Below are 23,970 nucleotides of genomic sequence, written 5' to 3'. Positions count from 1 at the left end.
CCGGTACTGCCGCCGGGTCAGGCGCCCTCGCGCTTCAGCCGCTCCGCACGCTGCGCGAACACCGCGCCCAGGCTGATCTCGGAGGTCTGCTTGCGGTAGTGGTCACGAGCACCGGGCCGGAGCAGCTGCAGGCAGCCCAGGATCAGTAGCGCCAGCTCTGCCGCGGTCAGCGCGCTGCGTACGCCGGAATGCCACGCCGGCATGAGCCCGAGTTCGGTGATCGACCACCACCGGCTGCCCGCGCCGTCGGCCGGGGCCGCGTAGTCCGGGTTGACCGTGACACCGCAGGAGAGCACGAACAGGGCCACCGAGCCGCCGACCCACACGAGGTTGCGGGCGGCCGCATACGGGCGGCGGATGAGCAGGCCGAGCACACCGAACACGACCAGGATCGCCGCGGCGACCGTGGCATTCCACGACAGTCCCTGCCGCGTGGTCTCCACCACCAGCTCGGGATCGGCGACCTGCTGCGCGAGCGGCGAGGCGAGGAACCGCGGACCCTCGTCCGCGATCCGCACCAGAGCGGACACCGAGACCGCGACATCGATCAGTGCGACAGCGCCCAGTGCGAGCAGCAGGTAGGAGGCGATGGAAACGGGCCGGGGCAGGCGCTGCGCCATGCGGGTGCCTTTCGCGTCGGGTGTGGCCGTGGACGCTAGTGATCCACCCGGCACGGCGCAACGGGATTCGGCCGGTGCCGTACCGTCGAGGCCGTGTCCCGCCGAGCCGCCGAGCCCCTGAGCGAAGCGCGCGCCCGTGCCCAGTCGCTGGCCGGGGGCAGGCGCGGGCGCAGCGCCGAGGACGTCGTGCGCCAGGTCTTCGCGATCCAGGCCCAGGACACCGTCGCCGCCGATCTGGGCATCCGCGTGCGCGGGCAGAACCTCACCGCCGCGGCGATCCGCGCCGCGTACGAGGACGACCGGACGATCGTGCGCAACTGGTTCATGCGCGGCACGCTGCACACCATCCCGGCGGAGGACGTCGGCTGGGTCACCGCCCTGCTCGCCCCACGGGTGATCGCCGGGACCGGCTCGCGCTACCGGGATCTCGGCATCACCGACGAGCTGCGGCTGCGGGCCGGCGAGCTGATCGGCCGGCTGCTCGCGGCGCACGGCCCGCTCACCAGAGCCGAGCTGGCCGAGCAGCTCGCCGCCCTCGGCGTCGCCCCGACCGGTCAGGCGCCGTTTCACCTGATCCGGTACGCCGCGCTGACCGGCCTGCTGTGCCACGGGCCGCTGCGTGCGGGCGAGCCGACGTACGTGCTGCTGCGCGACTGGGCCCCGGCGCCCGGCGCGCCGGGCCTGGCGGGTGACGCGGCCGTCGTCGAACTGGCGCGCCGCTATCTCGCCGCGTACGCCCCGGCGGCGGTCGGCGACTTCGCCGCCTGGTCGGGCCTCGCCGTCACCTCGGCCCGCAGGGCGTGGCAGGCGATGGCCCGATCCGGGGCGATCGTCACGGACGGCGACCTGACCGTCCTCGCCGGAGGCGTCCAGGAGGACGGTGACCGGTCGGGTGCGCCGGACGTGCGCCTGTTGCCCGCGTACGACAACTACCTGACCGGCTACCGCACCCGCCAGGAGTCGGTCGACGCCGAGTTCGAGGCACGCGTATGGCCCGGCGGGGGCGTGATCCGGCCGACCGTGCTGGTCGACGGGCGCGTCGCCGGCACGTGGTCCCGTGGCCGGGCGATCACCGTGGAGCCGTTCACGCCCCTGGCCGAGGAGGTCCAGGCCGGCGTCGCGCGGGAAACGGCCGAGACGGCGGCGTTCCTGAATCCGCCCGGTTGAGCCGGCGCGCGGCGACACACCCGTTCGGTGTCACACGATCAGGTTGCCGACTCACCGCATCGGGCGGTGTCCCGCCTGACCAGGCCGAGTCTATAAAGGATGGTGTGGTCGGACGCGGGCTCGGCGTACTCCTGTGCTGTGTGCTGCTGAGCGGCTGCGGCCTGCGGGAGCTGCCCGACCTGGTGCCGCTGCCCACCGCTGCCGTCCCGGCGGCCGCCGCGCCCTCGCCGTCCACGGCGTTGCAGGCCGCGCTGCTGACCGCGGCCGACCTGCCGCCCGGGTTCGGCTACTTCGACGCCCCGGACACACCCGCGCAGAACGTGCAGGGCTGCCCCGACATCACCGCCGAGGTCCGGCCCGACGCGCAGACCCGGTTCGCCACCGGCGTCTCCGGTCCTTTCCTGCGCCTGGCCCTGTACCAGCGCGGTGTGCCGGGCGCGCGCGAGCAGCTGCGTACGGCCCGGCGCGTCTCGCTGTGCGCCACGTTCACGGCCCGTGACGCCAACGGGACGCCGCTGACGACGACCGTCGAGCCGGGTGTCCTGGCGGGTCTGGGCGACGAGACGGTCGCGCTCAGGTTCGTCACCACGGCGCCGGGGCTGCCGCCGTACTACTCCGACGAGGTCACCGTGCGCAGTGGCGGACTGGTGATCCACCTGGCGCACAGCGGGTTCAGCCCGGTCGATACCAAGATCACGGAGGCGGTCGTGCGGGCCGCCGTCGCCAAGACCAAGGGGACGTCATGACCGAAGCGCCGACCATCAACGAGGCCGCGGCCGCGATCCTGGGGGAGCTCGCCCCCGAGGAGCTCGCGCTGCTCGACCCCGTCTCGGCGGGGTTCTTCGGCAGCGACAGCGGCCGGGACCGCGCCGTGCGCACGGCCCTGGAGGGCCGCTCCGGTGACGACCCGGTCGGGTTCGACCTCGCGGGTGGCGCGGGAATGCTGGTCGCGCTGGTGCTGACCATCCTCAACGGGGTCACCTGCGAGGTGCTGGCCGCCGGGGTGAGCGGGCAGGCGAAGGGCTGGTGGGAGAGGCGGAAGCTGCGCAAGCGCCTGAGCAGCGCGGTGGCGCCGCAGGGTCCGGACACCCCGCTGCCGCAGCTGTCCAGCACCGACGCGGCCGAGGTCGGGAGGCTGGCGCTGCAGCTGGCGCTGGATTCCAAGGTGGAGCCGGAGCGGGCGCAGCGGGTGGCCAACCTCATCACCGCGGCGCTGACCGGGCCGGCGAGGTGAGGCCCGACCCGTTCGTGCTGCCCAGCGCGACCAGCGCCAGGTTCGTGCTGCTGATGCTCACCACGGCCATCGGCTCGATCATGGTGTTCAGCTGGATCGCGGGCCTGTTCGGCGGGACCTTCCGCGGCCCGGTGGCCGCGGCGCGGGTGGAGTGCGTCAACGACGCCCGCCGGCAGGTGCTCGGCCTGGACGGCGCGGCGCTGACCGACGGGTTCACCGGCTGCGTCAACGGCGCCTACCGGTCGGCGTTCGGCCAGGTCGCCGCGATGGTGGGGGTGCTGCTGCTGGTCGCGGTGCTCGCGTACGCCCTGGCGCCCCGGTTCATCAGCAGAGAGCCGCTGCGCCCGCTGGCTGCGATGCCGGACAGCCCGGCCGTACGCAGCGCGCACGAGGTCCTGGCCGCCTCAGGGCAGCCGGTGCACGTCGAGGTCGCGACCCTGCGTGGCACCGCCGGGGCGCGGGCGTTCGGGCGGTTCGGCCGCTACCGCATCATGCTCGACATGGGGCTGCTCGCCCACGGTGGCCGGGACCCGCGGGTGCTGCGCGGCGTCCTGTCCCACGAGCTGGCCCACGTGCGCAACCGCGACATCGACATCACGTACCTGACGCTGGCGCTGTGGTGGGGTTTCCTCGCCGTGGTGGTGGTGCCCGCCGTGATCTACAGCGCCGTGGAGCCGGCCATGCTGACCCAGGTGTCGTGGCGGCTGGCGCTGTTCCTGGTGGTGCTGTGGCTGACCCGGACCGCCGTGCTGCGCTCGCGTGAGTACTACGCCGACGCGCGGGCCGTCGAGACGGGCGGTGACACCGCCGACGTGGCGGCCGCGCTGCAGCCCCGGCACGGCGGCCGGAGGCGGTGGCGGTTCGGCGCCAACCACCCCACCGAGTCGCAGCGCCTGGCCGCGCTCGACGACCACGCGGTGCTGTTCCGGCTGCACCCCGGTGAGGCGCTGGGCGCGGGCGTGCTGCTCGGATTCGCGTACCCGCTGCTGGGCTTCCTGCTCGGCACCGGGTGGCCCGATGCGCGGCTCTACGTCCACGACTGGATCCTCGGCCTGCTGCTGGGCATGTGCGCGGCGGCGGTGGTCGCCGGATCGGCCTGGCGCGCGGTCCAGCGGGCGCTGGCAGACGCCGATGCGCGGCCCCCGGCGACGTGGCCTGCCGCGGCGGCGCTGACCGGCGGGCTGCTGCTCGGCCAGCTGCTCACCCCGAACCTGCCCGAGGCGGGCAGCTGGGCGCAGGTCCTGTGGTCCGAGCCGCTGGTCGCCACCGGGGTCGCGGCCGTGCTGCTGGTGCTGTGCCAGGTCTACCTGCGCTGGGTCGTCCGCAGCGCGTACTGCCACCTGCGCGGCAACCCGCGGCCGCGCGGGCAGGCGATCTTCGGAGTGCTCGCGGCCGCCGCCGTGTTCGGGTGGTGGGTGTCGGCCTGGCTCAAGCTGCCCGCGATGCTGGTGTCGTCGTACCCGACCTGGCAGACCGTGACGATCGGCCTCGGCGCGATGATCAGCAACCCGGTGCTGGTCGTCGGGGTGATCTGGGCTTGCGTCTATCCCGTCGCGGGGCTGATCCGCGGGCGGCAGGCAGAGGTCGGCAGGGCGCTGCTGACCGCCTGTGCCATCGCGATCGGGTTCGCGCTGGCCATGCTCCCGTTCCAGGACAGACTGGGCGGGCTGCTGCGTGCGGGGCAGGTGTGGCCCGCACTCGGCCTGTGCGGGGTCGTCGCCGGGAGCGTCGTCGCGGTGTGCGCGTTCGGGCTCGGGCTGTGGCGCGGCGGGCACCGGCGGACCGGGGAGGCAGCCGTCCACGCCGCCCTGGCCGCGCTCACGGCCGTGCCCGTCCTCGTCGCCGTCGTGGCCGCCTACCTGATCACCGCCACCTGTACGACGAACGTGCTCGACTGCGCCGCCCGCAGCGCGGGCTTCGCCGTCCAGGGCCTGACCGGCGTCACCATGGCGGGAGCGGTCCTGGCCGTCGTGCTGGCCGCGCTCGCGGCGATGGCGGGATCGGCCGTACGGGTGCCGCTGCGCCCCAGCACGCCCCCGCCGCCGACAGGCCCCCGCTGGCTGGCCGTGGCGAGGTTGCTGCCCACGGTGCTCGCGGTCGCCGTCATCGGCGGGGCCGGGGTCGCCATGTACCTGCGCGGCACCGACAACACCACGGCGATGTCGCCGGAAGCGGCGAATCTGCTGCGGCAGTACGCGGCATCGATCCGGCCGGGGAGCCTGCCGCGCGCCGTCGCGTGCAGCTACGGCCTCGCCGCCCACTCCTACGGCGTCGGGCTGACCGACCTGGCCGGCACGACGTGGCCGAGCAGGCTCGGCGTCGCCGCCACCGCCGCCGCGTCCTCAGACGACATCGTGCTACAGAAACTCGGCAACGAGGCCATGCGCGCGTTGCTCGCCGCCGACTTGACCCGCAACCACCAGGCCAACCGGGCGATCGCCAACTACTGCGGCATCGTCGCCGCGGCCGAGGCCGCCAAGGTCCCCGCCGACCACTGGCCGTCGGCCCGTGGCCCGCGTGCAGGTGTCGGACAGACGTAGCGCTGTTCTGCGAGCGGCGGCCAGAGCGTGAGGCCCGGCTACTCGCCGGCCGACCGAGTGGGAAGGCAAAGGCCGTCCTCGTTGCCGTGCGGCACGTACGACGGAAAGGTCCCCGCGAGCACCGCATGCTCGCGGACCGGCGAAACCGTCCCGCCCCGGCCGCCGGCTGTGCGGCGGTGCCGGAGCGGGTGGCGGATCAGCCGCGCAGGGCGCGCACGACGTAGCGGCCCAGCAGCTCGACGCCGCGGTGGTGGTCCCGCCGCCGCAGGTGCGAGACCACGGGACCGCATCGGCGTGCATAACATCCACAGGATGCAAGATATCTATAGATTGAAATATCTGATGCGACGCGGCATCGTGTCTGCATGAGAAAACACCTCGTACGCATCGCCGTGGCCACCCTCGCCGCGATCACGATGACCCTGTCCAGCCAGCTCATCGGCAGTGCGGCCGCCACCGCGGCCCCCGCACCCGCCGCCGTCCGGGTGCTCTACTACGACGCGAGCCAGGCCGCCGAGTTCATCAACGTCGTACACCAGGGCGCGGCCAACTGGAACGCCCGGGTCACCAACGTGCGCCTGGAGCGGTGGACCTCCGGCCGCCCGCTCAACATCCGCGTCTACGCCGACAACAACTGGCCGCGCGCCTACGTGAACTCCCTCGGCAACGGCACCGTCTACATGGGCCGCCAGGCCACCGCCCAGGGCCACAACCCGACGCGCATCGCCGCACACGAGCTCGGCCATATCCTCGGCCTGCCCGACCACCGCACCGGCATCTGCTCGGAGCTGATGTCGGGCAGCAGCGCGGGCACCTCCTGCACCAGCGCGTTCCCGAACTCCGCGGAGATCACCAAGGTCAACAACCTGTTCGCGAGCGGCGCGCTGGTCACCGCCGGCTGGCGCCACGACGGCGCCTGACCGAACACCGCCGCGGTACGCGCGGAGACGGCAGCACCTGACGGCCTGCTGTCTCCGCTTTCGGCGTATGGTGACCGCGTGACTCCGCCGCCGGAGAACAGACGCCATCCACGGCAGACAGACCTGGTCGGCGGAGATCGCACGCCGACCGCCGCCGCTCGAGGGAATCCGCTGGCACGAGCGTGGGCAAGCCCTCTCCTCCGGGGCGCGGGCGGGCGGCCCGGGGCACTCGTCGAAGTGGTCGGCCTGCTGCTGTGGCTCGTCGTCTTCATGCGGCTGCACGCCGCGGCGGGCAAGGACGTCGCGGCCGCCACCGCCAGCGCACACGCCGTCCAGGCGGCCGAGCAGGCCCTGCACCTGGACATCGAGCGGACCGCGAACGAATGGCTGGCCGCGAACATCCTCGTCAGTCAGCTGGCGGTGTACGTGTACCGGCTGTACTACCTCGTGATCATCGGGGTCCTGGTGTGGGTGTTCCTCCGGCATGCCGCGATCTACCGCCAGGTCCGCCGGACGCTGGTCGCGATGACGGTGCTCATCCTGCCGGTCTACTGGGCGGTGCCGCTGTCCCCGCCACGGTTCGCGCTGCCCGGCGTCGTCGACATCGTGGCCGCGTACGACATCCTCGGTCATGCCTCCCGGGACCTCGACAACGGCCAGAACCACTTCTCGGCGATGCCCAGCCTGCACGTCGGCTGGTCGCTGTGGTGCGCGTACGCCGCGTGGTCGGCGCTGCGGGTGTCGCGCCCGCGCCTGGCGCTGCTGGCGTGGGTATTCCCGCTGCTCATGGTCACGGTGGTGATCGCGACGGGCAATCACTACGTGCTCGACGTCGTGGGCAGCATGGTGCTGGTAGGCGTCTCCGTGGCGGTCGCGGCGGCGTGGGGCGGCCTCGCCCAGCGACGGCATGGTTGAGAAGCACTGTTCATACATGGACTGGTTCGCGGCGGAGCTGATCGCCCGGGGCCGACGTTCAGTCGGCCGAAGGGCACCTTGTGCGGCCGTGGAGCGCCGAACAAGGTGCCCTTCGCCTCGCTAGGCGCCCGGGGCGAACACGATCCGGGACCGCACCTGCCGGAAGCCGGTGCGTTCCAGCTCCGCCACGGTCGCGACGCGGTGGGCGTCCGCATCGGCCACGACCTCCCGGGCACCACCCTCGGCCAGCACCCGCACCGCCTCGGCCAGCAGTTCCGCCCGCACCGCCTCGTCGAGCAGGCCGAGGTACGCGATGAGCGGGTAGCAGGCGTCGCCCGCCGTCCCCACCAGGCCGACGGGCTCACCGGCCCGCAGCGCGATCCGCCAGGCTCCGGCCGGGCTGTTGAGCCAGGCCAGCGGGTCGGTGGCGAGGTCCACGCCGCGGACCGCCAGCGCGACCTCCCGGCCGGTCAGCACGTCCGGGCGGGCGATCCGGGCGACCAGGTCGTTGATCTCGGCGTGGTCGGCGGCGGGGCGGAAGGTGTACCGCCCGGAGAACGCGGGCAGCGGGGCGCCCGTCCAGGTGAGGCGCAGCCGCTCGCCCTGCTCGACGAGGCCGGCGAGGCGGGCGGCCGCCATCGGCGCCTCGGCGACGGCCAGCACCTCGGCCCGGTGCCGCCAGTGGGCGGGCAGTCCGGCGTAGTACCGCCGGGGGCCGCCGAGTGCCTCGTGGGCGGCGCGCAGCAAGGTGGCCCCGGCCTCGGGTTCGGCGGCCAGGTCGAAGCGCTCGAGCCACGGTTCGCCGATGGCGCCGGGCGGCAGGACCCAGGCGGCGCGGGCGACGACCCGGCCGCCGCGCAGCGCCACCCAGGTGCGTTCGGGGCGGTAGCCGCCGCCGGCGAGCCCGTCGGTGTAGGCGACCTGCCGCAGCTGGGGCAGTGGATCGGGCATGGAGTCGAACAGGTTTTCCTCGCCCGCGGCAAGCGGGCGCACGACCAGATCGGTCATCGGTTGATCCTCCGGAAGGCGTACGCCCCGGTTCAGATCCGCGAGTACGCCGGGCCGCGGAAGGGGCGCAGAACATCGGACACGGTTCTGACCTCCCTTCGGCTCGCGCTGGCGTGCCCGGAAAACTACTCGACGGCCCGTTCCGGCGCAACCGGACAGCGCGGGAACGCCTGTGCCCGGCATAAGGGTGGGCCTCACCGGTCCTTAGAATTCGTGGGTGGATCTTTCGCGTCTCGGGGCGCCGCTCGGGCCGATGATCCGCGTTCACGGCGGGTTCGCGAACCGGATGTACCGGCTCGACACGGAGCAGGGGTCGTTCGCGGTGAAGGAGCTGAACCTCGCCGACCGCCGCTGGACCTATCGCGTCGAGGACGTGTTCCGGTTCGAGCGAGCGGCCTTCGCGGCCGGTATCCCGATGCCGGAGCCGATCTCGGCCGGCCACGGCACGCTCGTTCACCGATGGGTCGAGGGAGAGACCGTGCCCGAGGCACCGGTGTCGGTGGCGTACGCGTACGAGGTCGGGGAGATCCTCGCGCGCCTCCACGCGCTCGACGTCGCGTGGACCCGTGTGCCGATCGAGGAGCCGGCGGCGCGGGACTGGCCCGAGCTCGCCGCGCGGGCGGCGGCGACCGGGCAGCCTTGGGCCGGCGAACTCGCCTCTCAGGTCGAGACGTTCCTCGCGATTGCCCATTTCATCGACGCCTGCGAGCGGCCAGGTCCCGCCGTGCTGACCCATCGGGACATCCAGCCGTGGAACCTGCTCGCTCGGCAGGGCCGGCCGGTGCTGCTCGACTGGGAGCTCTCGGGGATGCTCGACCTGTCCGGTGAGCTGGGCTCGACAGCGCTGAGCATCGCGAAAGGACCTGGCTTCGACGACGTCCGGCCCGCCGTCTTCCACGCGGTCCGCGAGGGCTATGCCGCGGCGGGCGGAGCGCTGCCGCCGTGGGGTCCGAGCTGGTTCATATTCATGATCGGCGGCTGGCTGGGGCACACGAGGTGGAACATCCTCCGCTGCCTCGCCGGTGTCGAGGCGAGCACCGGCCCTGACCTCGCCCTGTCGCACGAGTCCGTACGCAACGGCCTGCGCGGCCTGCCCGACCTGTTCGGCCGGCTTCCGGAGCTCGAAGCGCTGCTCGGGTGACCGGCCGGAGGCCCTCCAGCCGCCGCGCCTGGGGGAAGCCCTGGTGGGGAGGTGCCGTCGGCTGGTGCAGCGGCGCCTCCTTCATCGCAGCTGCAGGCCGAACAACGCCGCGATCCGGCGCTGCCAGGCCTGCATGAACCGGGGAGGCCGGGCAGGGGAGTGATTCCACCTGCGGTGCAGCGAGGGGTGAGCCACGACGCCGCCGACGCGATGCGCGTGGCCGTGGACCTTCGCCCCCTGGTGCCCGGCCGGCCGCTCGGCATGGGCGGGAACTCCGGGAATGCGGTGCGTCGCCCGGTGCAGCAGGCCGCCCGGCGAGTGCTCCTTCGCCATCTTCAGCTCCTTCTCTATCAGTGATAGAGAAACCCTAGCACTGATAGAGTGCCGACGGGAGGTACCGAGTTGGCGCTAGACCGACAGCGGATCGTCACCGAGGCCGTCGCCCTGCTGGATGCCGAGGGCCTCGACGGCGTGACGACCCGCAGACTCGCCGCGCGGCTGGGCGTGCAATCGCCGACCCTCTACTGGCACCTGCCCAACAAAGCGGCCCTGCTCACCGCGATCGCCGACGCGATACTCGACCAGGAGTTCGGCGACATGACCCCGCCCCAGCCCGATCAGCCCTGGCAGGACTGGTTGAGCGGCCTGGCCGAGCGGCTGCGCCGAGCGCTGCTCGCCCACAAGGACGGCGCCCGGGTCGTCTCGGCCTCCCAGCTCTCCCGCAACATGGCAGCCGTCTCCGAACTCGCGATGAGCACCCTGGTCGCCCGCGGCATCCCGTTGCGCCAGGCCCGCGTGATCGTCCTGACCGTCGAGCGCTTCACGGTCGGCCACGTCCTCGAAGAGCAGGCCCCCCGCCCGGACCCGGACGCGCTCGAACACTTCGATCTGGACACGTTCACCCGGCAGCACCCGACCGTGGTCGCCGCGGTCACCGAGTACTTCCAACCCGGCCGCACCGTGGACGACCTGTTCCGCGACTGCCTGGAGGTCGTCATCGAGGGCGCCGCGGTCAAAGCCGCGGCCACCCCCTGACCGATCATCCGCCCTCCAGCAGATTCGCATGACTCCATCGCGGTCAGCTGTCGCCCGTAGCCTGGCTTCCGGCGTCGACCTGTGCGTATGAGGGAAGGTCCGCCGCTATCGGAAGGCCGTCCCGGACGGCGGTGGCGGTCTGCACCGACGCTGCCAGCGCGGCACGGAACAGCAGCGAGCCGGTGCTGATCCGCCGCACGCCGAGGTCGGTCAGCGCGGCGACGGTGTGCCGATCAGGCAGGAACAGTACGTTGACCGGGATGTCGACCGCCGCCACGACCGCGGCGATGTCCCCCGGGTCCGACAGCCCGGGGACGAACACCCCGTCGGCGCCGGCCTCGGCGTAGAGCCGCACCCGGGCCAGCGTCTCCGCCAGATCACCCGGCCGCTGCCAGTAGGTGTCGGTGCGGGCGTTGACGAACAACCCCGGCACCTGCCGTTTCACCGCCCGGATCAGCGCGGCGTGCGCCGCCGCCGGACCCATGGCGTCCTCCATGTTGACGCCCGCGGCCCCGGCTTCGGCCACCGCGGCCGCGGCCTCGACCGATCCGGTCTCGATGTCGGCGGTGAGGCACACCGGCAGCGGCGCCAGGGCGGCGATCAGGCGTACCGTCTCGGCGCAGATGGCACCCTGCCCGTCGGGCAGACCGTTCGCCGCAGCGATACCGAGGCTGGTCGTGCCGAGGGCGGTGAAACCGGCCGCGGCCAGGTGCCGCGCCGACGCGACGTCCCACACGTTCGGCAGCACGAGCGGGTCACCGGCGCGGTGCAGGGCGGCGAAGTCCCTCATGCCGCACCTCCCTCGAGCCGGCTCGCCGCCACGAGGGCCAAGGCGTGGTCACGGCCGGGGCAGCGACGCGGACCGGCACCGAACGCCAGCTCGCCCGCCAGCCGCACCTGCACCACCTCACCCGCGTGGACTCTGATCTCGCCGACCGTCGTCGAAGCGCGGGCGCACCGTCTGGTCGCGGGCACCGGCGGATCGTCCCGCAGCACGTCCTCGACAGGGCGCTGCCGGGCCCTTTCGATCAGGGCCACGGTCGGCTCACACGCCTGCACCAGCACGCCGATGCGGGCCGCGGTCTGTTCGTCGTACCCGCCGCCGAAGATCACGACCAGCTTGCCGACCGCAGTGTCGGCGCGCGCTACGTCGCCGGTGCCGGGCTGGTATGCCTGCGCCACGTCCCGCACGAGCTCGACGATGTGCTCCTCGATGCCCATGGCCCGTGCCAGGGCCTGCACCGGGTGCACCGAAGTGCTGCTCCGCAGCGCGTCCAGCGGGATCGCCGCGAGGATCGCGATCGACAAGGCCCGCCGCCGCTCGTGCACCGGACCGTTGCAGAAGCGGCCGACGGTGGCGCGCAGCCACGCCACCCCGGCCGGTGCCGGCGGCACGGGCGGCACCACGAAGAGGGGGTCGTTCAGCACGGCGAGTGCGGCATCACGGCCGCGGATCTGCTGCATACGGTCACGCTAGGGCCGCGACGGTTCGGTGCCCGCCGAAACGAGCCCGCCCACAATGGGAGCATGAACTCCGCCTCGGAGCTGGCCTCGCTCGCGGCCCTGCTCGCCGACCAGACGCGAGCTGCCATCTGCCTCGCTCTGCTCGACGGCCGAGCCTGGACCGCAGGCGAACTCGCAGCCCACGCGGGAGTCGCTCCCTCCACGGCGACCGAGCACCTGCACCGTCTGATCAGCGGCGGCCTCCTCGTGGAGCGGCGCCAGGGCCGCCATCGGTATGTCCAGCTCGCGGGTCCGGCTGTCGCGCAGCTGATCGAAGACCTGGCTGCCCACACCGGTCCCAGCCGGACCCCGGTCCGCGGGTTGCGGGAGGCGACCGCCAGCGCCGCCCTGCGACGGGGCCGCACCTGCTACGACCACCTCGCCGGGCGGCTCGGCGTCGCGCTGACCGACGCGATGACAGCGGCGGGCTTGCTCGACCAGACCGGCGGCTTCGCCCTCACCCCGACCGGGCTGACCTGGCTCACCGACGAGCTTGGACTGGATCCGGCCGAGCTGCGCGAGAGCAGGCGGCCGCTGGCACGCGGCTGCCTCGACTGGACGGAACGCCGCCAGCACCTGGCCGGCACTGCCGGAGCCGAGCTCTGCCGGCGACTGCTCGACAACCGATGGGTGGTGAGGGTGGGATCCGGCAGAGCCGTGAGAATCACCCCCAGTGGAAAGAGTGAACTCGGCCGCCTGCTGGAACTGCCTGACATCGAGTGATCGCCCGCCGTTCACCGACGAGGACCAGGGCAAGTTCTGCTTTGTACGCCCTCGGGGCGGTGCGGGCCGCGACATCGCTGCCCGCACCGCGTATCGGGCGGATGAGAGATCAGCCGCCGTGGTTGTACGGGGCGCCGATCGTGTACAGCAGCGTGGCCAGCGAGACGACTGCCAGCGTGACGCGGATGCGCATGATCAGCCTCCGTGCTCGTGGGGTGCGCCTACCGTGTAGAGCAGTGTGGCCAGTGACAAGAGCGCCACGAGGATGCGGACTTTCATGCCGGCTCCTAACTGCCTTCCGTCATCGGGGCGCCGATCGTGTAGAGCAGCAGGGCCAGCGAGGCCAGCGTGAGGATCGCGTAGGCGGCCTGGCGCCAGTTGATGGACAGGGTCATGTGTCACCTCCCTCGGCGGGTTGGGGTGCCGGATCGGGCTGGTCGCGGCGGCGGCGCATCGCGAGCGCCGTCAGCGCGACGGTTCCGGCGCCGATGAGCAGGTCGCCGGGACTGACGACCTTCTGCAGCGGCGGGACCGGGATCGTGTCGCCGAGGAACGCGAGCCGGGTGGCGTCGTCGGCGGGTTCGTTCTTGGGCGTGGTGAGGCCCGGCCGCAGGCCGACTGCTTCGGCGGTGGCGGGCTCGTACGGCATGCGGCCGTTGAGGGCGATGGTCAGCCCGTTGGCGAGCGCGCCCACGATGATCGCGATGCCGGCGATGCGGATCGCGCGCGGCCATGCGGGCAGGTTCAGGGCCAGCCACCACAGGACCAGGCTGAACACGATGGCGAGCAGCGCGGGATGGCGCAGGGGAGTCACGTAGTACTGCGCTGCCTGGACGGCGGCGGCCAGCCAAAGGAGCCACAGGGCCGCGAGCCGGAGGTTCCGCAGGCCTGCGAGGCGGCCCCCGCAGGCGTAGCCGACGATGACGCCCACGGCCGGCGGTGCGAGGAGCAGGAGCAGACCGTGAATCGTCATCGGACCACCGCGATCGACTCGGCTCCGATCATTCGCGGTTCCTCTCGTCGGGTGCCCCTGAGGTCCCGGGCAGGACGTCCGGCTGCCGGACGGCAGCGGGCACGTTCATGCCGTCTGCACTGACTACGCCTTGGCGGACCGCATCGGTGGCCTGCCGGTGCTCGCGATCGCGTACGCCCGCGACGCTGCGGCATCCCGTGGAGCCCCGGCGGCGACCAACAGACAGGTCGAGTCATGCAGATCGTCATCGTCCCCGGGGCCGCCTCGGGCATCGGGCAGGGCACCGCCGTTCAGCTCGCGCGGCACGGCGCGGGAGTGATCCTGACCTGTCGCGGCCATCCCGCCGGAGCGCAGGACACTCCTGGCAGACCGTCGGCCGTCGGGCGAGCTGCTTCGCGTCAGGCCGGATGGGTACGACCGTCGCGGGTCGTCCGGGTCGCGGCCTCGGCACCCGCCGCGAACTCGGCTGCCCGCTCCGTGACGAGTTCCGGGCTGTGCACCGGCAGGTCGTGTCCGGCGTCAGGGACGACGTCGGCGCGTACGGCCGGCATCAATGCGCGGATGCGAACGGCCACCTGCTCGGCGTCGTACATCTGGCTGCGGCCGCCGAGCAGGGCCAGGGTGGGGACGGTGATCGCGCGCAGCTCGTCGTCGGTGAGCGGAGGCGGGGCGGGCAGCCGCCGCCGGAAGCCCGTCGAGGCCAGCGCCAGGCTCATCAGATCGTCGTCGAGCAGGGTGGCGTTGCGCAGCCACCGTGCCGCACGACGGCGCAGCGGGCGGGGCGTGAGCCCGGCGAGCCCGCCCACGACCACCCAGGCGATGAACCGTTTGGTGATCCGGCCGAATCCCGCCGGGTCCAGCAGCGTGATCGTGGCGGCGCGGCCGGGTGCGTGGAGCTGGTGCTGCAGCGCGACCCAGCCGCCGTAGGAGCAGCCGACGAGATGCGCGCGGTCGACGTCCAGGGCGGCGAGCACCTCGTCGAGCCAGCGGGCGAGGTCGCGGCCGTCCGTGAAGGGGCTGTCCTGGGTGGAGTATCCGGGCTCGCCGACCGGGTCGATCGCGATGACGGGCCGGGTCTGGCCCCATCGGGGCACGTGCCGGTGCCATCCGAGCGCGTTGCCGCCTGCCCCGGGCAGCAGGACGAACGGAACGCCGTCGGGCCGTCCGGTCCGGTACACCCGGGTGGTGCCGAAGGAGGTGGGCACGTCGATGCGGCGGTGGTCGGCGGGCCAGACCCGGCCGAGAGCGCGCTCGTAGGCCGCCAGGAACTTGGATCGTGCGTTGTCGCTGGTGAACACGCTGACACGTGCCTCGGTCATGTCGGATCTCCGCTCGCCGCCTTTGTGATACGAACGTACCATCAAAATCCTGTTGCATGATAGGCCGACGTGACAGGCCCGACACGAACGCCAGACCGGATGGAGCACAGTGCCCAAGCGCGTAGACCATGACCTGCGGCGCCGGCAGATCGGCGAAGCCCTGCTGCGCATCGCCAGCACCAGGGGCCTGCAGGCGGCGAGCATGCGCGAGGTGGCCACGGAGGCCGGCGTATCCCTGCGGCTGGTCCAGTACTACTTCCATACCAAGCAGGAGTTGCTGCTCGGCGCCCTCGCCTACCTCGGCGAACAGCTCTCCGCGCGGGTGGAGGCGCACATCCGCGCCCTCGGCATGCCGCCCACCCCGCGCAGCCTCGTCTACGGCACCCTCACCGCGATCCTGCCGACCGACGCGGAAAGCCGCCGCCTCACCCGGACCTACGCCGCGTACTACGCGCTGGTGCTGGCCGAGCCGGCGCTCGCCGCCGACCACGGCGCGACCTACCCCGACATGCTGGAACGGTTCCTCGCCGGCCACCTGCGCACCGCCCAGCAGGCGGGCCAGGTCGATCCGGACCTGCACGCGCCGACGACGGCTGCGGGGCTGCTGGCCCTGACCAACGGCCTCGGCTCCAGCGTGCTCGGCGGCCAGCGCGACGGCGACGCCGCGCTGGCGATCCTCACGTACCACCTCGACCGCCTGTTCGGCGGCTCACCGGGCGGGTCCGCCGCCGGACAGGCGCCTGGGGCGGGTGGCGCGGCGAGCCGGCCCGACGGAGGCTGACGTCGCTGCCTCCGGATCGGCAGGCGATTCTCCGCCGGACGGGATCTCGGGGTCTGCCTCGTGCCGGCGCCGGGGCGCCGGAACCGGCCAAGATCCGCTATTTTCCGTCGCATGAGCCAGACACCCCTGTCCGACGTCATCCGCGAACTCGCCGCCGGCTCCGCCCCGGATGCCTACGACCGCTTCGTGGCGATCTTCCGGGCATCGACCGTCGGCGTGATGATGGACGGCGCTCCTGCCCCGGATGGGCGTGGCGGCTTCGTCGTCCGTGGCGGCGGCGTGACGGTGAGGTCGACCGGGCATGGCGGCGGGACACGGATCCTGGCGTATGCCGACCCGGAGGTCTTCCTGCAGAACTACGGGCCGAAGTTCAACGCCGGGCTGTCCGGCGAGGTCCTCCTCCAGATGGCGGCAGGTGCGGCCGACAGCGACGGAATCCTCGTCAACTGCGCCACCAGTGAGATCTCAGCCGTCATCAACCGGGCCACGGCACGGTCCCTCACCGCCGCGGTGGAGGAGCCCGCCCGGCGCCGCTGGTGGCAGCGCCGCTGACGATCCGCATGCTCGATCGACGAGCGGACGGTATCGGCGCTGCCCGGCGAACCTGTGTGTCAGGCCGGGGCCAGGATGCAGAACTCGTTGCCCTCCGGGTCGGCGAGGATCCTCCACGGAAGACCGCGCCGGCCCGCGTCGGCCACCGTGGCGCCGAGGGCCAGCAGCCGGTCCGTCTCGGCGGCCTGATCGTCGCCGCGGAACGGCACTAGGTCGAGGTGGGCGCGGTGCCGCACGGTCTGCACGCCAGGCGTGCGCAGGAACTCCAGATACGGTCCGGTGCCCTTGGGCGAGCGCAGCCGCGCGAAGTCGTCGGTCACCTCGTGCAGGGTCCAGTCCAGGGCCGCGCTCCAGAACCGGGCCATGGCCCGCGGGTTCACGCAGTCGACCACCATGGCCGCGATCGGCCCGGTGTCCCGGTAGACCTCCCGAGGCTCGAGCACGCAGAACACGTTGCCCTCCGGACCGGCCAGGACCGTCCATGGAACCTCGCCCTGGCCCACGTCGGCGGGCGTCGCGCCGATCTCCATCAGGTGGGCGACCAGCTCCCGCTGGTGGTCCGCGGATGTGGTGGCGAGATCGATGTGCATCCGGTACGCCACCGTTTCAGGGTCAGGGACGGCGATGGCGTCGATGCAGACGGGCGCGTCGGGATCCGTCCAGTCGAAGCCCACGGGTGCGGCGCTGGTCGCACCGGATCCCGAGGTGGACGCACGCCAGCCGAGCGCCTCCGCCCAGAACCGGCCGAGCGCCGAATCATCCCGAGCCTTGTAGTTCACCTGAACCAGTCGCAGCGCCACACGGCCGACCCTATCGCCGAGCCGCCCGCCCGGCGCTGCAGCAATGTCATGACCTGCTTACAATGCCGCGCGCCCCGTGGCGGCGAAGCACCCGCAGTCACGCCTCCACGCGCTGAGCCTCCTGCTCGAAACGCTCGTATTCGGAGTCGCGTCCAGGCCCCCGTCCGCCGCTCGTGTTGCGGGTGAAAGGATTCGGCTGCACGTCCGGCGCCGTGCCGGACCACCACTACTGAAGGAGTGGCCATGCCGGTTTCCGCTGATCTCGCCAAGCTGCTGGACAAGGAGTACCACGACAAGTCGCTGGAGGAGATCGCCAACGCGCCGGTCGCCGCGCTCGCCGGTGTGAGCGAGCGTGCCGCTGAGCACATCAAGGACGCCCTGGGCGTCAAGACGATCGGCGAGCTGGGCCGCAGCCCGTACTTCCGCGCTGCCCGGGCGATCGCCGACCTGGCCGACGCCAAGTAGTCGCGCCCGCGGGCCGACCGCCCATCGTGGTGGTCGGCCCTGCAACCGCCCGTTCGCTCCAGGGCCTTGGGCGAGAAGCTGACCGGTGCTGGCGGCGCCGGTGGGGCGGCCGTCTTGCTGGAACAGCCGAACTCCGCCGGGCGGCACGCCGTGACTGGACGGCCTCCGCGGCAGCCGTCCGGCAGCATGCCGTTGGCTGGTGTGACTGCGCAGGCCCGAGCCCCGATTATCGGTACTGGCGTTGCTGGGCGGCTCGTACCTTGTCCCGTGTGTCGGCGGGGAGATCGACGACGGCGATCGTGACGCCGAGGTCGAGTAGGGCCTGAGCTGCCCATGACTTGGACGTCGGCAGGAAAGGCTTGGCGGCGAGGGGGTCGCTGAGGCATAGGTAGAGCTGCGGCCTGGGCTGGATCTTTGTCGCGATCCAGGTCAGCTTCAGTGTGTCGGCCAGTACCTTGTGCCGCTGTGCGACTTTAGGCGGTCCCTGGTGCGCCCAGCACTCGACGAGAACGCGGCGGTCGGCATCGGCGCCGTCCACTTCGACGCGCGTGCCGGCAGCCACGATGATACGGGTGGGCGCGAGGGCGACGCCGAGCTGTTGGCCGAGCAGTTCGAGCATGACCTGTTCGGCGTCGCGCTGCTCCTGGGAGTGCCCTGGCGGAAACGCAGTCGGGTCGGCGGTCGCGCCGGTGGACTGCCCCTTGCTGTCGCTCACGCTTGTCGGCGGCTGGAGCACCCTGGCGGATACCTTTACTGCGGCGGGCTGGATCAACACGTTGACGAGCTTCTGGTGCGGTCCTGGGTGGCGGCGGATGACGCCCTCGCGTTCCAGGGCGCGGCAGATTTGGTTGACCTGTTGCCTCGGGAAGATCTGGGTGGCATCCGAGAGCTGGTCGTCGTCAAGAGGACGCGCACCTTGATGCAGGGCGTCCAGGATCCGTTGCCGATTCGAGGTGGGCACCATAACGGAATTATCAGCTGTGGCTGGCGCTCTGTGGCATAGCACATTCGCCGCAAACAAGCGATCTGTCGCGGTAGTATCCGCTCAGCCGTGCGGAAGTTCGTTCCGGCGGACGGGCCCGGTCGACATGACGCTGCTTAAATGACGTGGTACGACGAATCGTCGGCCGGTTGGGCCAGGCGGCGCCGGCAGTGTCCGGGACGTGACTGACAGCTCGTGATGGTGCGAGCGGGAACAGGCGGGGAGGCCACACGTCCGCACCACGTGTTGCCTGTCAATGCTTCGCGTCCTGCGGTCGGCGTGGGCACGTGTGGCGCAGGCAGGTAACAATGGTGAAAAGCCAGGCTCCTGTACTTTGACGGAGTGTCTACAGTGTGGACCGTTGTCATTGGTGTTGCCGGGACGCTGTTAGGCGTCGTTTTAGGTTCCGTGCTGTCAGCACGTGCCCAGCTTCAGCTGCAGTGGCAAGCTCATCGGCAGAGTGAGCTGGCGGCGCGCCGGGAAGCGTATGCCGAGTACCTGTCTACGCTCCGTCGCTTCCGCAGATTCATCCTGCACCTGCCTCCAGACGATATAAGTGTCGTGGAGGGAAGCGGCAGCCCGAGGGGCGCGATACCCCTCATTAAGGGCGCAGACGAGTACTGGGACGCCGTCGAGACTGCGCGGTCTCGATTGTGGATCGTCGCAGGGCATGACAGCGATGTTCGACGCGCCTCTGACGCTGTGATGGACGCGTTGTACGTTATCGCGCGGGAGCAGGCTTCTCATAAGGCAGGGGCACTCCCGGCGGTCATCGTTGACGTTTCCCGTGAGGCTGAACAACGCTTCGCAAATGTGGCATGGCTGGACCTGAACAGAGGTCGCATCGGTGGCTCGGAGCGTTCCCGGCGCCCGTTTGCCCTCCCTTGGTGAGTCGGACAACGGCCGACGGTGCCAGCCCGCCGCCGCTGCGGCCATCACATCACCGTCCCCTCGGCCGTCGCTGACCCCGCTAGAGGCACCTCACCAGAGAAGATGCGGTCTGATTCAAGAGAGATCAGCCTTCCTCGACAGCTTCGTAGCCGAAGCCTTCGCCGGGTGCGATCGTGAGAAGCCGGTCGAGGACTGCCTTGGTGTTGGTTCCCCACATCTTGGAAAGTACCCAGGTTCGTCCGTCGTCGTGCAGCGGTGCTTCGATGAACCATCTGCCCAGCCGCTCCTGGGCACCGGCGTACGTGGCGACGAACGCGGCCCCGAGCTGTTCATCGGTGAGGACGCCGTCGACGGGCAGGAAGCGGGAACGCGGGATGACCGTCGCCAGTTCGGCCGCAGAGACACCCGCCTGGTGCAGGAAGGTGACCATCGCCAGCATCGCGCGGCGTTTACGCAGCGGCCCGGTGCGCCCGCCGGGAGTGATGATCTCGTATGGGGTCCAGTCCCTGTTGTCGGCGCCGGACACTCTGACCTGTGTCTGGCGGCGACGAAGCTGGATGGTCAGCTCGCTCGCCTCAGGTAGTGGGATCACCTGCTGCACATCGAGCAGGATCCGTTGATCGATCTTGTAGGGGGTCAGCCTGACGCATCGGATGTCCAGGCCGTAGACATCGTTCAGCCACAGCACAGTGGTCGTGATCTCACGATCGAATCCGGCAGCGACGAGTACGACGCGTACCTCACGGCTCAGCACCGCCTCCTCGCCACCGACGTCGTCCAGGAAGTCCGCCAAGCGGCAACGCGCATCCTCGACCGCGTCCGGTTCGACCTTGGCGAGATGACGCTGATAGTGCTCGACAAGGTCATCGAACGTCATGACCGAGATCATCGCGGCGTACCGCAGCGCCTGAAGTTCGAGATGGCCTCCATCGGCGGTGCGTTTCAGCTCCACCACGACCAGACGGCCGTCGCGGTCAACCCCCAGTAGGTCGATCCGCCGACGTGCGTCGGCGAACGCACCGAACTCCTCCGATACCACCATCACACCGTCGGCGATCATGTCGATCCGGGAGCGCAGGAGCCGCTGCAGATCCGCCCGCTCAAGAATCAGTTCGGCCGCGAAAGTCGTCGACGGCACGGGCAGCAGTGCATCGGATGTCATCTCGAACAATGGCATCCCCACATCCTGACAGCCGCGAGACCAGGGCCTGGAACCATCCGGCGGGTCTACTTGGGTTCATGAAGCCCCGGGAGACGACCGACGAACGGCGTCGGCGTGACCGGCGGGTCGCCGCCGCGGCAGACGTCGCCCGCGGCGGGCCTGAAATGCCTGGTGGCGATCTGGGACGGCTATCGTGATCCAGATGGGCGGCAACCGCAAGGTCTTCTATCACCTGCTGGCGAACACGCTGCTCGTCTCGGTGATCAACTTCACGGTGTGGTTCGCGATCACGTTCTACGTGTACCTGCAGACCCGATCGGTGTTCGCCACCAGCATCATCGCCGGCATCTTCCTGGTCATGACCGCGCTGACCGGCATCTGGTTCGGCAGCCTCGTCGACCACCACCGCAAGAAGACGGTGATGCAGGCGTCCGCGCTGATCTCCCTCACGCTGTACGCCGCCGCGTTCGTCATCGACCAGCTGACCCCGGAGCGGGAGTTCACCGACCCGTCCAGCGTGCTGCTGTGGACGTTCGTCGTGCTGCTGATGCTCGGCGTGATCGCCGGGAACATCCGCACCATCGCGCTGCCGACACTCGTCACCGTCCTCATCCCCGAAGCCGAACGCGACAAGGCCAACGGCCTCGTCGGCAGCGCCACCGGAGTGTCCTTCCTGGTGACCTCCGTGATCAGCGGCGTGCTGGTCGGCGCCAGCGGCATGTTCTGGGTCCTGCTGCTCGCCGTCGGCGTGCTGGGCGCCGCGATGCTGCACCTGGGGCTGCTCCCCGTCCCCGAACGGCCGGCCGCCGCGCAGCCTGAGCCCGGCGAGCAGGCCGCCGCGCCGGATCGCACCATCGACCTGCGGGGCACCCTGCGGGTGGTCGGCAACGTGCCGGGCCTGCCCGCGCTGATCCTCTTCTCGGCGTTCAACAACTTCCTCGGCGGCGTCTACATGGCGCTGCTGGACGCCTATGGGCTGTCGCTGGTCAGCGTGCAGGCGTGGGGACTGCTCTGGGGTGTGCTCAGCACGGGGTTCATCTTCGGCGGCCTGCTGGTGGCCCGGACCGGTCTGGGCCGCAACCCGCTGCGGCTGCTGCTGGGCGTCAATGCGGTCCTGTGGTCGGTGACGATCCTCTTCCCGCTGCGCTCCTCGGTGGTGCTGCTGGCTGCGGGAATGTACGCGTACATGCTGCTCGTGCCCTACGCCGAGGCCGCCGAGCAGACGATCCTGCAGAAGGTCGTGCCCTACGAGCGGCAGGGCCGGGTGTTCGGGTTCGCGCAGAGCGTCGAGCAGGCCGCCTCGCCGCTGACCGCGTTCCTTATCGGCCCCATCGCCCAGTTCGTGTTCATCCCGCTGATGACCGACGGCGCCGGGGCGGACGCGATCGGCGGCTGGTTCGGCGTCGGCCCCGACCGCGGGCTGGCGCTGGTGTTCGTGCTGACCGGGATGATCGGCCTGGCGGTGACCGTGCTCGCGCTGCGCAGCACGCCCTACCGCAGGCTGAGCGGCTACTACCTCGCACAGCCGGAGTCACCGCCGCCGGCTGCCGAACCGGACGCCGATGCGGATGCGGTCGACCTCGACGAGGAGCCGGATCGCGGCAGCACGCATCGCCGGGCGTCTTCCCCGTAGGCCGGTCCGGCTGGTCGCGTGACGCGCGACGGCCGCCGCAGAATGATCGACCGGGATACGATGCGACGTGCCGTTCACTCCTCGCGCCGCGTGGGCCGATACGCCCGCGCCGCTGCAGGCGGCCGTCGCCGACGCGCTCGGCACCGTCATCGCCGGTCACAAGGACCTGCTCGGCGGTATGTCGCCCGGACCGGCCGCCGCACTGCGGCTGGCAGACGGCCGCACGGTGTTCGCCAAGGCGATGTCGGCCGAGGTCCGGGCACACAACCACATGCTGGTCGGCCGGGAGTCGGCCGTCCTGGACATGCTGCCGCCATCGGTGCCTGCCCCGCGCCGCCTCGCGACCGTCGAGCACGGTCCGTGGATCGCGCTGGTCACCACCTGGGCCGCCGGAACCGCCGGCGAGCTGTGGACCGATGCGTCGATCGACGCCGTCGTCGGTGCGTGCCGGACCGCGAGCGGGCACCGGGCACCGGACGAGCTGCGGCCGGTCGCGGAGCGGATCTGGGACTTCGACGGCTGGGCGCGGGTCGTCGCGGCAGGGCCCGCGGACGAGTGGGAGGCGGCGTACGCGCACCGGGCAGCCGAGGTGGTCGCGGACTGGCCGCGGTGGACGGCGGGCGACGCCCTGGTCCACCGCGACATGCGCGCCGACAACGTGGCGGTTGATGCGGCGACCGGCTCGGCGACGCTGCTGGACTGGGCGTATGCCGCAGCCGGCGTGCCGTGGCTGGACCTCGCCCAGCTGGCGGCGGACATCGTCGGCACCGGCCACCGGCTCGGCGGGCAGGTGGCGACGGATCGTGCGTACCGGCTGATCCAGGCCCTGCCCGCCGATGCCGCGCGGTACGTGGTGGCGATGAGCGGCATGTGGCGGATCCGCGCCGCGACGGTCCAGCACAGCGTGCTCCCGACGATCTCGGCCTGGCGCCGCGAGCGGGTCCGGGCGTCACGGCCGCTGGTGACTCGGCTGATCATCGACCTCACCGGCGGTGCCTGACCCGTCGAGCCACGGCTCGGCCGACTCGTCATGTGATCAGGAGCGCCGCCGCCGTCATGTTTCGCTGCCGTCCGCCAGGCTGTAGAGCCTGTTCAGGTCCAGAAGGTGGTGTCCGTGCACGTTCCTTGCGGCGAGGTCCAGAACGAGCACGAGGAAGACGTTCGCCGTCTCGCATCGGATGAGGACGTGCTCGAATGCGCCGCCTCGCGTTCTCCAGGCGTTGGTGACCTGGCCCCGGGAGAAGTCGTGGCCGCGGAAGTCCTCGACGGGGATCCGGCCGAAGTAGGACCAGAAGTCGAACGGCGGCGATTCGTCGTCTCCCACAGCTAGGTGTGGTTCTCCCGTCGTTGCCTGGAACTCGTCAGCCGTCAACAGTCGCACCAGTTGAGTGTGCGGCACCCGTGGCGGGTCACGGGCTGTGGGCTTAAGTGTGCAGGCGTCCTGCGACTCGACTCAGCCCAGGTGGTAGTCGGCCCTCCATCGGGCCTGCTCGTCCACGGAGAAGTCGTCGAAGTCGCCGGCAACCTCGCCATCGAGCACGAGGTCAGGTCCGCCAGAACGGGCCGAATGGTGCCGCGGACTGCCGCGCTCGGGGCGCGGCCCGTC

The 23,970-nt window shown here is 71.5% G+C and carries 25 protein-coding genes; 14 read left to right on the top strand and 11 right to left on the bottom strand.

What is annotated here, in order from left to right; all coding sequences use genetic code 11:
• Positions 1-17 precede the first annotated feature (17 nt).
• Complete coding sequence (locus CS0771_RS32610) at positions 18-620, bottom strand: hypothetical protein (RefSeq protein WP_212844583.1); 603 nt, start codon at positions 618-620, stop codon at positions 18-20.
• 93 nt (positions 621-713) lie between these two features.
• Between CS0771_RS32610 and CS0771_RS32605 the strand changes: the two genes are divergently transcribed.
• The 6 genes from CS0771_RS32605 (at position 714) to CS0771_RS32580 (ending at position 7,396) form a co-directional block, all read left to right on the top strand.
• Positions 714-1,787: a winged helix DNA-binding domain-containing protein gene (locus tag CS0771_RS32605; protein WP_212844582.1), complete on the top strand. Its 1,074-nt coding sequence runs from the start codon at positions 714-716 to the stop codon at positions 1,785-1,787.
• A gap of 104 nt (positions 1,788-1,891) precedes the next feature.
• Entirely contained in the window at positions 1,892-2,533 is a 642-nt protein-coding gene (locus CS0771_RS32600; RefSeq protein ID WP_212844581.1) for a hypothetical protein, read from the top strand.
• Complete coding sequence (locus CS0771_RS32595; RefSeq protein ID WP_212844580.1) at positions 2,530-3,021, top strand: hypothetical protein; 492 nt, start codon at positions 2,530-2,532, stop codon at positions 3,019-3,021. The genes CS0771_RS32600 and CS0771_RS32595 overlap by 4 nt, the downstream gene beginning before the upstream one ends.
• Positions 3,018-5,561 (top strand): M48 family metallopeptidase, encoded by a 2,544-nt coding sequence (locus CS0771_RS32590; protein WP_212844579.1) that lies wholly within the window; start codon positions 3,018-3,020, stop codon positions 5,559-5,561. Before CS0771_RS32595 ends, CS0771_RS32590 begins: the two co-directional genes overlap by 4 nt.
• Positions 5,562-5,926: 365 nt before the next feature.
• A complete protein-coding gene (locus CS0771_RS32585) occupies positions 5,927-6,481 on the top strand; it encodes a snapalysin family zinc-dependent metalloprotease (protein ID WP_244871165.1) in 555 nt (184 codons plus the stop codon).
• Between the two features lie 237 nt (positions 6,482-6,718).
• Positions 6,719-7,396, top strand: coding sequence for a phosphatase PAP2 family protein (locus tag CS0771_RS32580; RefSeq protein ID WP_244871164.1), 678 nt, complete (start codon positions 6,719-6,721; stop codon positions 7,394-7,396).
• A 120-nt stretch (positions 7,397-7,516) separates the two neighbouring features.
• Here the strand turns inward: CS0771_RS32580 and CS0771_RS32575 are convergent, their stop codons facing one another.
• Complete coding sequence (locus CS0771_RS32575; RefSeq protein ID WP_212844578.1) at positions 7,517-8,404, bottom strand: acetyltransferase; 888 nt, start codon at positions 8,402-8,404, stop codon at positions 7,517-7,519.
• 217 nt (positions 8,405-8,621) lie between these two features.
• On the opposite strand from CS0771_RS32575, the gene CS0771_RS32570 reads away from it, so the two are divergent.
• Positions 8,622-9,545, top strand: coding sequence for a phosphotransferase family protein (locus tag CS0771_RS32570; protein WP_212844577.1), 924 nt, complete (start codon positions 8,622-8,624; stop codon positions 9,543-9,545).
• A gap of 81 nt (positions 9,546-9,626) precedes the next feature.
• Here CS0771_RS32570 and CS0771_RS32565 read toward each other — a convergent pair whose 3' ends face one another.
• A complete protein-coding gene (locus tag CS0771_RS32565) occupies positions 9,627-9,878 on the bottom strand; it encodes a hypothetical protein (RefSeq protein WP_212844576.1) in 252 nt (83 codons plus the stop codon).
• Positions 9,879-9,947: 69 nt separating this feature from the next.
• Here CS0771_RS32565 and CS0771_RS32560 point away from each other — a divergent pair, with 69 nt between their 5' ends.
• Positions 9,948-10,580 (top strand): TetR/AcrR family transcriptional regulator C-terminal domain-containing protein, encoded by a 633-nt coding sequence (locus CS0771_RS32560; protein WP_212844575.1) that lies wholly within the window; start codon positions 9,948-9,950, stop codon positions 10,578-10,580.
• Between the two features lie 43 nt (positions 10,581-10,623).
• Here CS0771_RS32560 and CS0771_RS32555 read toward each other — a convergent pair whose 3' ends face one another.
• Both CS0771_RS32555 and CS0771_RS32550 read right to left on the bottom strand, forming a co-directional pair.
• On the bottom strand, positions 10,624-11,370 hold the full coding sequence (locus CS0771_RS32555) for an isocitrate lyase/phosphoenolpyruvate mutase family protein (protein ID WP_212844574.1): 747 nt from the start codon (positions 11,368-11,370) through the stop codon (positions 10,624-10,626).
• Positions 11,367-12,044 carry a hypothetical protein gene (locus CS0771_RS32550; protein ID WP_212844573.1) on the bottom strand — a complete coding sequence of 226 codons (678 nt, stop codon included), beginning with the start codon at positions 12,042-12,044 and terminating at the stop codon, positions 11,367-11,369. Before CS0771_RS32550 ends, CS0771_RS32555 begins: the two co-directional genes overlap by 4 nt.
• Before the next feature lie 63 nt (positions 12,045-12,107).
• Here CS0771_RS32550 and CS0771_RS32545 point away from each other — a divergent pair, with 63 nt between their 5' ends.
• Entirely contained in the window at positions 12,108-12,806 is a 699-nt protein-coding gene (locus CS0771_RS32545; RefSeq protein ID WP_212844572.1) for a helix-turn-helix transcriptional regulator, read from the top strand.
• Positions 12,807-13,197: 391 nt separating this feature from the next.
• Here the strand turns inward: CS0771_RS32545 and CS0771_RS32540 are convergent, their stop codons facing one another.
• Entirely contained in the window at positions 13,198-13,779 is a 582-nt protein-coding gene (locus CS0771_RS32540; protein WP_212844571.1) for a DUF5317 family protein, read from the bottom strand.
• Positions 13,780-14,177: 398 nt separating this feature from the next.
• Positions 14,178-15,098 (bottom strand): alpha/beta fold hydrolase, encoded by a 921-nt coding sequence (locus tag CS0771_RS32535; protein WP_212844570.1) that lies wholly within the window; start codon positions 15,096-15,098, stop codon positions 14,178-14,180.
• A 109-nt stretch (positions 15,099-15,207) separates the two neighbouring features.
• Between CS0771_RS32535 and CS0771_RS32530 the strand changes: the two genes are divergently transcribed.
• On the top strand, positions 15,208-15,879 hold the full coding sequence (locus CS0771_RS32530) for a TetR/AcrR family transcriptional regulator (RefSeq protein WP_212844569.1): 672 nt from the start codon (positions 15,208-15,210) through the stop codon (positions 15,877-15,879).
• A gap of 111 nt (positions 15,880-15,990) precedes the next feature.
• Positions 15,991-16,431, top strand: coding sequence for a hypothetical protein (locus CS0771_RS32525; protein ID WP_212844568.1), 441 nt, complete (start codon positions 15,991-15,993; stop codon positions 16,429-16,431).
• A gap of 59 nt (positions 16,432-16,490) precedes the next feature.
• Here the strand turns inward: CS0771_RS32525 and CS0771_RS32520 are convergent, their stop codons facing one another.
• Positions 16,491-17,231, bottom strand: coding sequence for a VOC family protein (locus CS0771_RS32520; RefSeq protein ID WP_212844567.1), 741 nt, complete (start codon positions 17,229-17,231; stop codon positions 16,491-16,493).
• A 243-nt stretch (positions 17,232-17,474) separates the two neighbouring features.
• Here CS0771_RS32520 and CS0771_RS32515 point away from each other — a divergent pair, with 243 nt between their 5' ends.
• Positions 17,475-17,696 (top strand): hypothetical protein, encoded by a 222-nt coding sequence (locus tag CS0771_RS32515; RefSeq protein ID WP_203750550.1) that lies wholly within the window; start codon positions 17,475-17,477, stop codon positions 17,694-17,696.
• 226 nt (positions 17,697-17,922) lie between these two features.
• Here the strand turns inward: CS0771_RS32515 and CS0771_RS32510 are convergent, their stop codons facing one another.
• Together CS0771_RS32510 and CS0771_RS32505 are read right to left on the bottom strand one after the other, a co-directional pair.
• Entirely contained in the window at positions 17,923-18,660 is a 738-nt protein-coding gene (locus tag CS0771_RS32510; protein WP_212844566.1) for a hypothetical protein, read from the bottom strand.
• Between the two features lie 1,033 nt (positions 18,661-19,693).
• On the bottom strand, positions 19,694-20,746 hold the full coding sequence (locus tag CS0771_RS32505; RefSeq protein ID WP_212844565.1) for an endonuclease NucS domain-containing protein: 1,053 nt from the start codon (positions 20,744-20,746) through the stop codon (positions 19,694-19,696).
• Between the two features lie 187 nt (positions 20,747-20,933).
• On the opposite strand from CS0771_RS32505, the gene CS0771_RS32500 reads away from it, so the two are divergent.
• Both CS0771_RS32500 and CS0771_RS32495 read left to right on the top strand, forming a co-directional pair.
• Complete coding sequence (locus CS0771_RS32500; protein ID WP_244871163.1) at positions 20,934-22,364, top strand: MFS transporter; 1,431 nt, start codon at positions 20,934-20,936, stop codon at positions 22,362-22,364.
• 67 nt (positions 22,365-22,431) lie between these two features.
• Positions 22,432-23,364, top strand: a complete 933-nt coding sequence (locus tag CS0771_RS32495; protein ID WP_212844563.1) for a phosphotransferase — start codon at positions 22,432-22,434, stop codon at positions 23,362-23,364.
• Positions 23,365-23,418: 54 nt separating this feature from the next.
• Here CS0771_RS32495 and CS0771_RS32490 read toward each other — a convergent pair whose 3' ends face one another.
• Positions 23,419-23,745: a hypothetical protein gene (locus CS0771_RS32490; protein ID WP_212844562.1), complete on the bottom strand. Its 327-nt coding sequence runs from the start codon at positions 23,743-23,745 to the stop codon at positions 23,419-23,421.
• Positions 23,746-23,970: the final 225 nt, after the last annotated feature.

This window comes from Catellatospora sp. IY07-71 (assembly GCF_018326265.1).
Classification (GTDB): Bacteria; Actinomycetota; Actinomycetes; order Mycobacteriales; family Micromonosporaceae; genus Catellatospora.
Note: the sequence above shows the minus strand (reverse complement) of the source record. Positions and strands in the feature narration are given on the sequence as shown.